The organism is Streptococcus sp. KCJ4932, from assembly GCF_004352745.1.
Classification (GTDB): domain Bacteria; phylum Bacillota; class Bacilli; order Lactobacillales; family Streptococcaceae; genus Streptococcus; species Streptococcus ruminicola.
In genome coordinates, this window is record NZ_SJWW01000011.1 from 67540 (window position 1) to 79918 (window position 12379).

The following is a 12379-nucleotide window of genomic DNA, read 5'->3' on the forward strand; positions in this document are numbered from 1 at the left end:
GCTTACCTCAGATATTAGTGTTTTAGGTAGACTGTAAAAATCAGACTATCAAATCGCCACTTAGCATCTAATACTACGGGATAAGAGCGACAAATATCGATGATTGTTGAAGCTTCCTTATCAGTAATTGGAAATAAGACGAGAAAGTCCAATGACCTCTCATTATTTTGATAGGCTTCATAAACATTATTTTCAATAATAGGTTTTAAAGCTCTTTTAGAATTGATATGGATATTCATTAAAGTTCACCTCTTAATCGTTTGAGTTCTTCTGTTAAACGTTCCTTTCTTTTTAAATTTGCTCGTAGCTTGTTATCTCTAGTCAAAGTCTTTCGGAAGTTTTTGGTAAATGCATTAGAACCTTGTGCCTTATACATAGCTTCATTGTCCTTATAATCTTCTAAACGTTTTTCAAGATGGTTAATACGTCTTTTAGTAAGTGGTGATATTCGTTTTTCTTTTAACGATTTAAATTCTTCCTCTAGATTTGGTGAGGACGTTGACATATTATTTTCTTTTGTGAGCTCCTCTGTTAGTAATTGTGGTTCTTTAAAGGTTGCTGAAGTTTCAGGAATATCCTCTTGGTTAGGAGTTATTGAATTGCTATTTTTATCTTCTTGTTGTCGAGGTTGTAGATTTGTTTCATGCTCACTGTCTAAATTAGGATTGTGTGGCGTTTCTTCAGGTTTTGCTTTAGAAAAATAATCTTTTGCATTTTTTAAATGGGATAGAGAATTAATAACTGCACCAGATGCTAAACCACTAGAAGCTAAGGCGAAGTTTCCAAGATTTTGAGCTGTAGAAAATCCCTTATTAGGAACTTGTTGAATTATTTCTTTACCAGAAGTTAACTTATCTTGAACAGAATGACTAATATTATCCATTTTTAGTCTAGCCCTGGATCCAAGGATAATTCCTATAAGTTCACCTTTATATTTCCAAAGATAATAATAGATTAAGGCTTTGACAATGACGACTACCATAAGTTTAAAAAGTAATGCAAAGACTACAAGTGAAGCAAAGCCTTTGATGGTATTGTCAAAACCAGAGGTCATCATATTTTCAATGATTTTTTCTAAATAAAAAATTATTAAGGTAAGAAGACTTGTAATAGCAGGAAAGGCTAAACCACCCATCATTACTTTTAGGACTCCAAAAATAATATCTTGCATGCGAGGAATAAAGGAAATTAATAAAGCTATTGGAAAGAGCAACATCATTATTAAAACTAGTAGCTGAGCAATGACATTTAGAATTTGCACAAGGATAATTGGAATAGCAATGACAATAGCTTCAACGATTTTAAAGATAACATAGAAACACTTGATAAAAAGATAATCATAGACAGCTGATACCCAGCGGTCTTTTTCACCATCTTCATCCGCATTATTACCTAGTTCCTCTAGATAATTCTTTCGGTCGCTATTTTTAACTTTTGTAAAAGTATTCCCATTTACTTGACCGAGTACTTTTGAGTCATCGAATTTTTCTTCTTTACCTGTTTGGCTGTTGACATATTTTCCGTTTTCTTGACCAGTGTTTACGAAGAGGTAAGCAGTGTAGGAAGTTTCTGCGATATAACTATCTGCCATTGAATCGCCGATTTTTAACTCTTTACCATCACCATAGGAAACCGAGATATTTGAAATTTTTTGAGTGACTGTTTTAGAGACATTATCAATAGTATCAAGAAGATAAAGCCCACCTGAAGTTGATGCTACTGTTCCAAAGTAAGAGAATCCAAGAATAAGTACAACACAAACATGAATGACTTTTCTCATGAAGTTTCCTTTTGAGAAAAAGAACTGATAAAAGAGATAAAAAGCAATGATACTAATTAGAAGGCCGATTAGTGATTGATTGGCTAATCCATCAGAAGTAGATCCCGTAAAACCTTGCCACATAGATTTACCAGCTTGATAAACATAAGTCTTGTAATTATTGTATAGGTTAATCTTTTCGAGAATTCGCATAAGAAGTGAGAAGAATCCAACAACAAGATTGAGAATGAAGAATAATAAATTAACGAAGATTTCATTAAATGCAACAATGACAGAGGTTTCGACAGATGAGGTCTTTTCCAAATAGGCTTTTAAGGCAAAGATATCAACGCCTTTTAGCTTTTCAAAAGCTTCTTGCATGAATATCCCTCCTTATGATGCGTATTTATTTTCAAGACTTGAAGAAACAGTTGCTTTCATTGGTTTTAAAAGCATATCAATATCTTCAAATAGGTTATGGACAGAAATCATATTGAGATTGCCGTAAACATCATAGTAGAGGCACTGCCCTGAAATCATATTGTCAATCCATTCTAAATTTTGTTCAGTAGGTTCTAGTCCAACGTGTCTTAAAATATCTTCACGTTCAGATTTTTCATAAAAAGCAAAAATAGTACCGAAACCTGTTGTGTCGTCATCATTTTCAGCGTCATGAACAGATTGGGTAATAAGTGCTAAGGTATTATTTTTAGATCGTCCAATACGTCTCATATTTTTTATAACGGCTTGCCCTTCAGCTGATTTCATTAAAATCCATGCTTCATCAAAGAATTCAAGAGTATCTTCATTTTCGTGACGTTCACCAAAGTGAGTACAAAAAGCTCCTAAAGCAAACATTAGAGCAACTGAATTTCGTTCATGGTCAGATATTTTAGAAGCATCAGTTTTGGGAAGTTTTAAATTAGCAACTTCAAGAACGGTTACTTGAGATTCATAATTCAATCCCTTTGTTGTACCATCTGAAAAAGCTAACTCAAGGATAGAATTATGAACAATAGAAGTTAGATAACGCCCGACAGAAGCGATTTGCTCGCTATCACTGTTTTTAAGAGCTTTAAGAACGTGTTTAAAACCGACTGTTTGCCCAGCTTGTCGTTTGTTAACAATATCATTAATCGTTTCAGTAATGGCTGTTTTTTGGTCCATAGAGACATTCTCAACTGCTTGAAGAAGAAACTCTAGCATATTTTTAGCAACTTCAACGGCTTGTTCTTTGTCTAGGACTACAATAGGGTCTAAAACTCCGTGATTTGATTCTAGTGAGCTATCTAAGGTAACAAAGTTAAAAGCTTCAATTTGATGTTTTCGTTCTGGATAATGTTTTTCAAATTCAGGATTTGAAATAATCTCTTGATAATGATGGCGTAGCTCTCGCTTAGGGTCAATATAAAGAGTTTTAACATTTTGAAGTGCAACACTTAAAAAAATGATTTGTGCTAAAAATGATTTCCCTTGTCCAGTGGCTCCAGTAATAATGATATGAGGGTTCTTGGTAATCTTACCTGCAATATCCTCTTTATTCCCAACAGTGGGATTAAAAAGGACGATGTTTTTGGAAGCCTGTATGGCTTTTTGCAGATTGTCCCACCGTCCTGTCCAGTTATCAACTCGTCCAATGTACCAGCCAATGCGATTACCAGAAGTTGTATTGGTAAATGGCATTAACTCAGCAAAACCTCGACTAGTGACTAAATGTGTCCAAGTACGAGTTTTCTTTTGAAGTTTTTGACCATAAAGTAGAGCTTGAAAGAGATATGGAGCATCATGGCTAGCTTCACTAATTTCAACGTCCATATCGTCAAAATAATTTAGAACAACTTGACGTCGACTCCGTAATTGAGAAAGTGAAGAAGCAGATACAATAAGATAAGCGCCATATTCAATAATGTCTTCTTTATTTCCGACTTTTTTCATAAGGTCTTTTAAAGATAAAGCACCTGTAATAATTTCATCTTGTTGAACGGTGTTTGTGTTATCAGCTTCTTCCATAATGTTAAGAAATCGTGTGTTTGACCGTCCCATTTTACCTTTAATTTTATTACGATCAATGAATTCTGCTTTGATTCGTAATTCAACAGGAAAATTCAAGCGTTGAATGAATTCTCCGAGGTGGAAACCATTAAAAATAGTACTAAACTTCCCAACAGGTAAAATGGTGATAAACGATGCTCCATAAGGACTTTCTAGTTTTAAAAATCCACTTTTGAGAACTTTGATGAGTGTATCTGTGACATTGAATAAGGAACGATTAGCAATGACCTCTTGTTTGAGATGGGGGATATAACGTAAGTACTGCATTCGTTGATAATAGAAGAGTTCCTCGTCAGTAAGACGCTGGCATCTTAAAGTTGATAGGACTTGGTAGACAGCTGTTTCATCACTTAAATAATCGTCATACCAATTTTTTTCCAGTTGTAGTTCATAACCAATACCGTTAGCTACCATTTCGGATAATTCAGAAAAGCGTTCATAAGCCAAATCTGAAATAGAACCAGACTTATCTTGCTTTCGCAAGGTAACTCCAATAACCCAATCAAACTGATAAGGAATTTCCATTTCTTGTGTTAGTTTATCAACGGAATAGGCTAATAATGTTTCCCCAAGAATACGGTTATTTGGTGCTAAAGCTTTAGAGAAGTCATTCATTTTTTCTTCTAAAAGATAATCTTTAGGAATAAGCGAAATATCAAAAGTTTTATTTTTAGCTAGTTTATTAATCGTTTGGGCAACAGTTTGTTTGTGTTTTTCTTTTTTCTCGTCATCTGTAATGGTAATAGGAGTATTTGGAATACGATAATAAGCAATGACACTTTTATCGTGACAGATGACAATATTATTATGAGTCGTCATAATAGGGTATTGTAATTTGATTGCCATGGTTCCTCCTTTCAAAGTTTTGTTTTTTCAAAAACAATTTCATCATATGTTGGTACGCGATCATTATGATAAATGGCTTTCTTATTTAAGCGAAATTCAAATAGGTAACAAAGATAATCTGCAATAAAAAGATGCATCTTTTTGCCATGTGGTTCGTATTCGGTATAAGCTTTAGCTAGTTTATAGGGGACATACCAGTAGAGTAGAAATGAAATAGAATGTGTTAGTTTTGCTAGAGGAACTAAAATAAACGATAACCCAAGTATCATGAAAACGAAGACAATTGCAAAAACAATAAAAAAGGACAGTTGCATTGGTGTAGCAAAATACCAAAGACGTGTCCCTTTTTGTGTCTTTATTTCTTGAATCCAATAAGGAGCGTTTAGACCTCTAGAGTAATCATAAAGTTTTTCATTAGTCATAAGTTTAAAGTCCTGTTTCAACGCCGATTAAGCGAAGGAGCCACCCAAAGAAGCTAAGAATCTGTTGCCCTTTTGTGAGAGAGACAATAACTGAATAAAAACCAACAACCGAAAATAGCTGAAGCCAAGAGCTATTCTTCCAAGCTTTAATGGCAAGGATAACAGCAATTGCTGTTAGTACCCAAGTACCATCACCGTGCATAAAGTTTTGTAATGAGCTAGTATTCATACGATTTATTCTCCTTTTTCAGTAGCATAATTTTGAGGAATAGTGTGAGTAAGAGACGATACGTAGTAAGATTTACCTTTTGGAATTAAAGTAAGTGTAAAGTTTTCAGAATGTGTATTCCCAGCTATTGCAAATGTAACTTGTACATAAGCGATGATTGACTTACCATTTTGTTTGAAATAAGTGTAATCAATACTTTTGAATTCAGTATCGTCAAGAATAACAAGTTTTTTAGAAATTAAGTCTAAATTATCTTGATCACTTGTATAGTTAGTGAAGAAAACATTTAGAAATTTAGTTAGTTTTTTATGAGTTGTAGTGGAAAAATTATCGGAAGCTGTTAGTTTTAAATCATCCTTTTTATCAAAAGAAGTAGCCTGATTAGAGGTTAACGTTGAAAACCAAGGAAGACCAGAAATGTAATATTTATCGCCTTTTTGACCATATGGAATATTGAAACCAGTAGTAATTTCTTTGGTACTATCTCCATTCTTTTGCTTATAAGTCACTTGATATAAAGCACTTTTATTGTTGAGGGTAATAAGTTTTGAGGATTCTAAGCTAGAAGCTGTTTTTAATTGTCCTTGTGATTTAATATCAGGTTCAAAATTATAGAAGCTATTTAACTTTTTAGTTTGTCCTATTTGGGTGTTACCATCATCAGAAAAGTTAAAATAAGCCGAAATAAAGTCATTAAGATAATAGGTTAAACGATTATCAATATCAGTGTTGCTAACCGTTACTGTAGTTGGTTTGGTTTGAAGTGATTTTTGGAGCGTACTTACTTTATTAGATACTGTTATCACTTTTAAGCATCCAATTAAACCAATTAATAAAAACAGACTAATTCCTGAAAGAACAAGGATATTAGCTGTCTTTTGATTAGCTTTTATCAGTTTAGGAGAACCACGTTTTTTATCTGTTTTTTTAAATTTTGTTAGGAAGTGTTTGTAGTGTTTTAGTAATTCAGCTATTTGTTTCATAAGTCTCCTTTAAATATTTGCGATTTCTAGGAGTTTGTTCCCTTTAGCGTAGAGTTGTTTTTGAAGTTTGTTAAGCTCACTATTGACGTAATAATAGCCTCTTAGTTCATGACGAATGGCTTCTAAAAATTCAACAGGCAGTGTTTGAGCCTCTTCAGTTTTTAGCACACTGTTCAATTCGCCAGCTTTTGTCCATGCTTCTTTGGTGTTATGTTCTTTCATAAACTGCCCAAGTTCAGAAGTGATTGTTCTTACTTTCTTTTCAAGTGTACTTTTAGTTGCCATGATAAGTTCCTCCATAAAATCTTTTTGTTTTGAGTTGATAATTTGTTTAAAGATAAGTACAAGTTGTGATGACATTTCTCTATCAATTTCAAGAATGTTTCCTGATAAAGAGAAATAGGCGTGTTGATAGTTAAATGAGTTTACGTCACTATCAGTTGCTAATTTTCGAGCGAATGTATCATAATAAAACTGTTTATCTTTCATTAATACGATACCAAGCTTCCAGTTTTCATTTGTACGTGGAAGATTAGCAATACCTTCGTAAATCTTTTTAATAATCATTCATCTAGTAACTCCGTATATCCAAGGGAGCGAAAAATAAAGTCATCATCAAACCAGAGCCAGTCATTGATTTCTTCTTCTGTTGGAACTGTTCCTGAGAAGACTTCCTCACAAAGTGTCGTTAGTTGATCAGTGCCACCACGTTTACGAACAGATTCGAGTGTAGAAGCACCACCTGACCATGCTTTAAAGTGGTCAATAGAGTTCAATTCAACTTTGTATTCCATATTTCCTCCTTATTATTTGTTTAATAAGTGATGGGAAGCTTTAAGATTTTTTAGGATAGCTTCTCCACGTTCATTGATTTCTCCGCAGTTTTGGATGGTCTTGAGATATTCAGTTTGCATGATTTTATCAGCCTCACTGACAAGTCGTAATGAATTTGATACTTGATACATGAGCCATTTTATTGTTCGTTCGATAGTATAAGGTTCAGGTTTCATGCTTAGTTTTAAAGGAGCTGTTCCACCAAAAAGACGTTGCCATTTCAAGTCGGGTTGATAAGCACCGTAACGATTAATCCCATCGTAAACTTCTAGTTCATGGTTAATTACACCACGGGCAATTTCTGCTAAATCAACACCATTAATATATTCTTCGATAGCTAGTTGGGCTTTTTCGTTGGCAAACCTTAACTCGTAACGATTCCAAATACCAAAAATCTCCAAGGATTCTTCCAAGGAGATTTGTTCAGCTTTAGCTAATTCATAACGTTTTTCATAGAAGTTGAAGTAGAGGTTACTTTGACGGCTTCCAAAATAGATGGAAATTCCTTGGTTCCCTTCTTTATCTTCAATCTCTTGTAAACTACCACCTCCAATGTGGTTCCAATTTCTTAAGGTATGACAAATAACTTCGTGATTATAAACCTTGGTAATCATATCTGATAAGAGGAATTGTTCTTCTTCACGGTCATTTCCTAAATACCGTTCATCGATTGCAATATCAAGTCGTTTGACTCGCATATCAGGTATGTCATAGGACATTTTTTGAAGAAGTTCTTGCCATGTAAGATGGTATGTTTCAAGAATAAGTTCCATTTCTCGACAACCTTGACCAGATAGTTGTAAGGTTATTTGGTAATTTCCTGTTTCGACTTTATCAAAAAAGTCAAATATCCAAATATTTCCTCGTTTCCACAGATGAGTGTAATTAAGAAGTCTAGTTTCAGATTCGGTAAATTCCTTTAACTCACAATGAAGATAGGTATGACAAAAATGTTTTAAATCACGAATTGTCATAAAAGTAATTCTTAAGTAGTCAATGTGTACTTCTAGTCGTTCTTTATCAGCTTCTTTCAGATATCCTAATCGGTATTTAAATTCTCGAAATTTATCAAGACTTAAACCACGTGAGCCATCTTCATAGCTTCTATAGGTGCGATGACTAATTCCAATACTCTTAGCAAATTCTTTTTGGGTCATTCCTGTTTTTTTGCGAAACTTTTTCAGCATAACAGGATTTAATCTATCCATTCATTGAATTCCCTCCAATCTATCAGTAGGTGACACACTTTTTTGGCAAAAGTGACACAGTTCTCAAAACTTGTAAAACCTTGATACCATTGGCATTAGGGCGGTTTGCTTTCGCTATTTTGAAATCTGCTACCCCCCTATTAGAATAGCGGGGGTTAAAACACGTCATGGACTAGAACTTCGAGACTTCGGGACTTCGCCTGAACTCTGTTCAGGCTTGCCCTTGCTCTTGTTCTAGTCCATGACGACTTAAGCACGTTTCAACTGCTTGTGCATAGGAGCTGCATCCGCCATGATAAGTTTCTAAAGCTTCAAGAAGGAGCCCCTCTTGTTTTGGTGTCACTACTAAAGAATTGCCGACTTTGGTAAAGCTTATTCCTCTTTCATCAAAAAGATAAGCTAATTTTCGTAATGTCTTTAAAGAAAGTTCTTTTTCTTTAGCAAAGTCAGAAAGTGATTTTGATGAAGCCTGTACATTATTTGTTTCTTCTTGTTTATCGGGTGTTTGTTTAACACCGAAGACCTCAAATTCTTCTCCTTTCATTTCTAAAACAGGAAGTTTCATAAAGGCTTCATAGAAAGAAAATCCTTTTTCAAAAGGCACGTAAGGAGAGAAAAATTCTCCAGCCAGTTCACCATTAGAAGCGATATAGCCCCGTCCCTTAACAGTTTTTCCATTGATTTTATCTAGCTTTTTAAATTCTTTATTTCGATTAGCATCTCCAAACATCATGGTGTAGCCTGTATCTTCTAAATGCCCAACCGACAAGCGTTTCATAAAGTTATCCCTTAAAGCCGTTTTGATATATTCACCATCGGGACGTTGCATAGCGAAAATGATAAACACACCTGATTGCCGTCCTTCTAGGACTAATTGGGTGAGGTATTCTGTTACTTGAGCTTGGAGGCGATAGTCGCTATCAATTTTTGCCATAAGGGCTGCCCATTCGTCAATGACAATAAATTTAGGTTTCATGCCATAGTCACTAAAACTTTTACCGATTTTGTAGTTTGGGTGATTTTGAATGGCTTGATAACGATTTTCCATGAACGTCACATTATCTTTTAGACATTGGATAATCTCTTCTTTGGTGCTAAAGACTCTTTCGTGAAAGACAGGAACATCTTTCAAACCAGCTAAGTCAGCATTCTTCGGGTCACAAAGATCAATGAAACCAACTTTAGCTAATGCCCAGACAATTGACATTAGAACAACAGTTTTCCCGCCACCAGTTCCTCCACCAATCAATAAGTGTGGCTCAGCAATATAATTCCAAAAGACATCCGCCATTAATTTCAAGGAGTGGTTATCAATGGTTACGTCTGAAATATCAATACGACTATTAATCCGATTAATACTGATATCATACTGAATAAAACGCTCATCAAAAGTTTTATTCTTAAAGTCACCGTTAAACATGACTTCTAATGTTGAACCAAGGTTGATAAAACGGTCTTGAAATTTATTTCCTTCAAGGATAAAACTGATTAAAAGGTGATAGTTAGTTTGTTTAACAAAGACTTTAGGAAGGGTAATTTTTTCAATTGCTTTTCCATCACGTTTGATAGTTTTAGAAAGATAATAACGATTTTCTACCAAGAAATTCGCTAGAATTCTTAAGGTATTGAGACGTTTAAAGAAGAGAAACTTTTGATAACAGAGATGATGAAATCCTAAGAGAAGGAGTGCGGGGAGTAAAAGTGTTAATGAGAATTTAAGTAAATAGGTGAGTGGTGTTTTTAATATCTCTTGATAGGAAATGTAGGTATAGTAAGCATTACCAAGTAAAAAAGGTAATAACATGATACTATATGTTATTACCTTAATTTTTTGATAGTATTTTCGAACCCGCCAACCACGATAGGTAAATAATCGCATATTTACCTCCTAATTTTATTTTTTAGTGTCACTTTTAACATCATTCTTAATAGGAGTTGTATCTGATTTTGCTTTTAGTTTAGAAGCATAGAGTTTGTAATTATCGTTACGTCCGATAGATGAATAGGTCACAACAATATCTTCAAGTTCCACTTCCTCACGGTATTTTAAACCAAGGTCTTCAATTTCTTGTTCACTCATATCAGCAATGGTAAAGAAAAGTGTTTCGTGTTGGGCCGAAGAGTGGATACCAACCACAATTCCACGTGCTTCACCTGTGGCGATTTGAGCATACGAACCGTCATCATTACGTTGCGTACGGTCTTCTTCATAGATAAGATCAGCGCCTTCAATCCCACGAAAAGTTAATTTTCCAAAGACTTCAGGGATATCTAATCCTTCTGTGATTACACGGTATGATTTGTCAGCGATTTGTAGTTTGTCACCATAGTTTAATCCAATTTTAGCCATAAGTTAAATCCTCTTTTCTATTATTTAGATACTTTCAAATTTTCAGCAAAGACGTTAAGAGCAGGAGCTACGTTGTTTCCGTTAAGGCTACGGTCAGGAAGGAAGATTGGGTTAACCACTTCAATGATTGCATCTTCATCAAATACTTGAGATAAGGCTGGGGTAATCACGTGGAAAGAGCCGTGCTTTTCACTGTTTAAAATGTGACGTTGATATTTTCCTGCTTTTCCAAAGACAGTACGAGGTGCTGTTCCAAGTTTTTCATAATAAGCTTTTCCAATAAAGTTAGGGTTCATTTTTAAAGTTTCAGGAATCATAGATATTCTCCATTTCTAGTAATAAAATAAAAGAGTCAGTGACTTAGACTGACTCTAGCAAAGTAAAAATGTTTGATTTTACGACTGTATAAGTGACTATAAAAATGTAATTCAGAGTAGGTATAGCCAGCTTCTTGAAATTGTTTAACTAAGTGTTTGATTTCTTCTAGAGCGTCATGATAAAGACACTCTACTAATTTTGAACTATAAGCGTACATTTTATAGGTAAAGATAAAATTCTGGTAGTGCCGCTCAAGGACACTTTCAAAATAAGAAGTCATATCAGACCTCCTTTCCTTTATTGTAAGAAAAAAGCCACTAGTGGAAACCAGTGGCTCATAGGTGTGTTGCTTGGTAGCAACGGTTTGAGAAAAAAGTTATTTGGTTAAAAGACTAATTTTTAAAACTAGTCTTTTACGGTGGCAACGTTTAACAAGGTGCTTTGTATCAATTACCATCGCTGTCCCAGCCAATCTGTCGGGTAGTCATTATCATGCCCGAAGGATTCTCTTACGCTTAATTAGCGAAGCCAGTTCACTTTGCTATTCGGAAAAGTGCTAAAGTCCGAAATGCGTGTAAGCCCACCAAAAAAGTTTTAAATCTTAACTTCAACCATCAATGGACTTGACTTTAAAACTCAAACACGTTACAATTAAGGTACGAAGTTTATTGTGTGGTTTGATAGTCAGGTATCTGGTTGTCAGACGCACTTTTTTATTAAGATTTCAAGGATCATTGTTAAGTTAACCTCTAAATAGGTTATTATTTTTTAACAGCCAGTACAACTACCGGTTGTTAATTATATTTTACAACTATGAGTTGTAAAAGTCAATGGTTTTCTTGAAAAAAATTTAAAAAATTTTTGAGGTAAGACTATGGAGTTTACAGAACGCCTAAAACAGTATAGAAAATCTGCTCATTTAACACAACAACAGGTGGCAAAACAATTAGGAATTTCTCAACAAGCATACGGAGACTGGGAACGTGGAGTAAAAATGCCTACTCACGAAAATACTAAAAAATTAGCAAGATTATTTAATGTGACTTTGGATACCTTAATGGGAAATCAACAGGTTGATGAAGAAGTTGATTTGTCAGATGTTGAAATGTTGTTTAGAACAACATCTGATGGAATGACGGAAGAAGAAAAAGCAGTCTTTCGAAAAGAGCTAATTGAATTCATGAAAGAACGGAAGAAATTGTTTGAGGAAAAGAAATGACGAGTTACTTCAATTAAGAGTATCAATAATTTATTGCTGGCTGTATAAGGTTAATAACTGTCAGTTTTAAACGATATATATTGAATTTACTATTTTTGAGGAATATTATGGATGAGTTAGTAATCAGAAGAGATAATTCAGTTGTTGAAAAGAATAAGG

At 34.3% G+C, this 12379-nt stretch carries 14 protein-coding genes; 1 reads left to right on the top strand and 13 read right to left on the bottom strand.

From position 1 onward, the window contains the following. Positions 1 to 14: 14 nt before the first annotated feature. The 13 genes from E0E02_RS06170 to E0E02_RS06230 all read right to left on the bottom strand — a co-directional run bounded on the left by E0E02_RS06170 (position 15) and on the right by E0E02_RS06230 (position 11281). Positions 15 to 239, bottom strand: a complete 225-nt coding sequence (locus tag E0E02_RS06170) for a hypothetical protein (RefSeq protein ID WP_014335071.1) — start codon at positions 237 to 239, stop codon at positions 15 to 17. Further along, on the bottom strand, positions 239 to 2140 hold the full coding sequence (locus E0E02_RS06175) for a conjugal transfer protein (RefSeq protein WP_133018138.1): 1902 nt from the start codon (positions 2138 to 2140) through the stop codon (positions 239 to 241). Before E0E02_RS06175 ends, E0E02_RS06170 begins: the two co-directional genes overlap by 1 nt. A 12-nt stretch (positions 2141 to 2152) precedes the next feature. Then, positions 2153 to 4657, bottom strand: coding sequence for an ATP-binding protein (locus E0E02_RS06180; protein WP_133018139.1), 2505 nt, complete (start codon positions 4655 to 4657; stop codon positions 2153 to 2155). Positions 4658 to 4668: 11 nt separating this feature from the next. Next, a complete protein-coding gene (locus E0E02_RS06185) occupies positions 4669 to 5079 on the bottom strand; it encodes a conjugal transfer protein (protein ID WP_017650251.1) in 411 nt (136 codons plus the stop codon). A 4-nt stretch (positions 5080 to 5083) separates the two neighbouring features. After that, positions 5084 to 5308, bottom strand: a complete 225-nt coding sequence (locus E0E02_RS06190; RefSeq protein ID WP_017650250.1) for a hypothetical protein — start codon at positions 5306 to 5308, stop codon at positions 5084 to 5086. A 5-nt stretch (positions 5309 to 5313) separates the two neighbouring features. Then, a complete protein-coding gene (locus tag E0E02_RS06195) occupies positions 5314 to 6291 on the bottom strand; it encodes a conjugal transfer protein (RefSeq protein ID WP_133018140.1) in 978 nt (325 codons plus the stop codon). Positions 6292 to 6300: 9 nt separating this feature from the next. Beyond that, the gene (locus E0E02_RS06200; RefSeq protein WP_000584430.1) at positions 6301 to 6858 is read right to left on the bottom strand and encodes a hypothetical protein; all 558 of its coding nucleotides are present in this window, start codon (positions 6856 to 6858) and stop codon (positions 6301 to 6303) included. Beyond that, positions 6855 to 7085 carry a hypothetical protein gene (locus E0E02_RS06205; protein ID WP_021142800.1) on the bottom strand — a complete coding sequence of 77 codons (231 nt, stop codon included), beginning with the start codon at positions 7083 to 7085 and terminating at the stop codon, positions 6855 to 6857. Before E0E02_RS06205 ends, E0E02_RS06200 begins: the two co-directional genes overlap by 4 nt. Before the next feature lie 12 nt (positions 7086 to 7097). After that, positions 7098 to 8333, bottom strand: a complete 1236-nt coding sequence (locus E0E02_RS06210; protein WP_017650247.1) for a replication initiation factor domain-containing protein — start codon at positions 8331 to 8333, stop codon at positions 7098 to 7100. Between the two features lie 211 nt (positions 8334 to 8544). After that, positions 8545 to 10212, bottom strand: a complete 1668-nt coding sequence (locus E0E02_RS06215) for an FtsK/SpoIIIE domain-containing protein (protein WP_133018141.1) — start codon at positions 10210 to 10212, stop codon at positions 8545 to 8547. 15 nt (positions 10213 to 10227) lie between these two features. After that, on the bottom strand, positions 10228 to 10683 hold the full coding sequence (locus tag E0E02_RS06220; RefSeq protein ID WP_133018142.1) for a conjugal transfer protein: 456 nt from the start codon (positions 10681 to 10683) through the stop codon (positions 10228 to 10230). Positions 10684 to 10703: 20 nt separating this feature from the next. Then, positions 10704 to 11000, bottom strand: a complete 297-nt coding sequence (locus tag E0E02_RS06225) for a hypothetical protein (protein WP_021142795.1) — start codon at positions 10998 to 11000, stop codon at positions 10704 to 10706. Positions 11001 to 11035: 35 nt separating this feature from the next. Then, positions 11036 to 11281 carry a hypothetical protein gene (locus E0E02_RS06230; RefSeq protein WP_074626803.1) on the bottom strand — a complete coding sequence of 82 codons (246 nt, stop codon included), beginning with the start codon at positions 11279 to 11281 and terminating at the stop codon, positions 11036 to 11038. 594 nt (positions 11282 to 11875) lie between these two features. On the opposite strand from E0E02_RS06230, the gene E0E02_RS06235 reads away from it, so the two are divergent. Next, positions 11876 to 12220: a helix-turn-helix transcriptional regulator gene (locus E0E02_RS06235; RefSeq protein WP_133018143.1), complete on the top strand. Its 345-nt coding sequence runs from the start codon at positions 11876 to 11878 to the stop codon at positions 12218 to 12220. The last annotated feature ends 159 nt before the right edge of the window (positions 12221 to 12379 follow it).

Bases quoted from the DNA above. Each gene is read 5' to 3' on its own strand.
- E0E02_RS06175 (WP_133018138.1), bottom strand. From the start codon at position 2,140: ATGCAAGAAGCTTTTGAAAAGCTAAAAGGCGTTGATATCTTTGCCTTA.
- E0E02_RS06225 (WP_021142795.1), bottom strand. From the start codon at position 11,000: ATGATTCCTGAAACTTTAAAAATGAACCCTAACTTTATTGGAAAAGCT.
- E0E02_RS06170 (WP_014335071.1), bottom strand. From the start codon at position 239: ATGAATATCCATATCAATTCTAAAAGAGCTTTAAAACCTATTATTGAA.
- E0E02_RS06230 (WP_074626803.1), bottom strand. From the start codon at position 11,281: ATGACTTCTTATTTTGAAAGTGTCCTTGAGCGGCACTACCAGAATTTT.
- E0E02_RS06235 (WP_133018143.1), top strand. From the start codon at position 11,876: ATGGAGTTTACAGAACGCCTAAAACAGTATAGAAAATCTGCTCATTTA.
- E0E02_RS06185 (WP_017650251.1), bottom strand. From the start codon at position 5,079: ATGACTAATGAAAAACTTTATGATTACTCTAGAGGTCTAAACGCTCCT.
- E0E02_RS06210 (WP_017650247.1), bottom strand. From the start codon at position 8,333: ATGGATAGATTAAATCCTGTTATGCTGAAAAAGTTTCGCAAAAAAACA.
- E0E02_RS06195 (WP_133018140.1), bottom strand. From the start codon at position 6,291: ATGAAACAAATAGCTGAATTACTAAAACACTACAAACACTTCCTAACA.
- E0E02_RS06215 (WP_133018141.1), bottom strand. From the start codon at position 10,212: ATGCGATTATTTACCTATCGTGGTTGGCGGGTTCGAAAATACTATCAA.
- E0E02_RS06180 (WP_133018139.1), bottom strand. From the start codon at position 4,657: ATGGCAATCAAATTACAATACCCTATTATGACGACTCATAATAATATT.
- E0E02_RS06190 (WP_017650250.1), bottom strand. From the start codon at position 5,308: ATGAATACTAGCTCATTACAAAACTTTATGCACGGTGATGGTACTTGG.
- E0E02_RS06205 (WP_021142800.1), bottom strand. From the start codon at position 7,085: ATGGAATACAAAGTTGAATTGAACTCTATTGACCACTTTAAAGCATGG.
- E0E02_RS06200 (WP_000584430.1), bottom strand. From the start codon at position 6,858: ATGATTATTAAAAAGATTTACGAAGGTATTGCTAATCTTCCACGTACA.
- E0E02_RS06220 (WP_133018142.1), bottom strand. From the start codon at position 10,683: ATGGCTAAAATTGGATTAAACTATGGTGACAAACTACAAATCGCTGAC.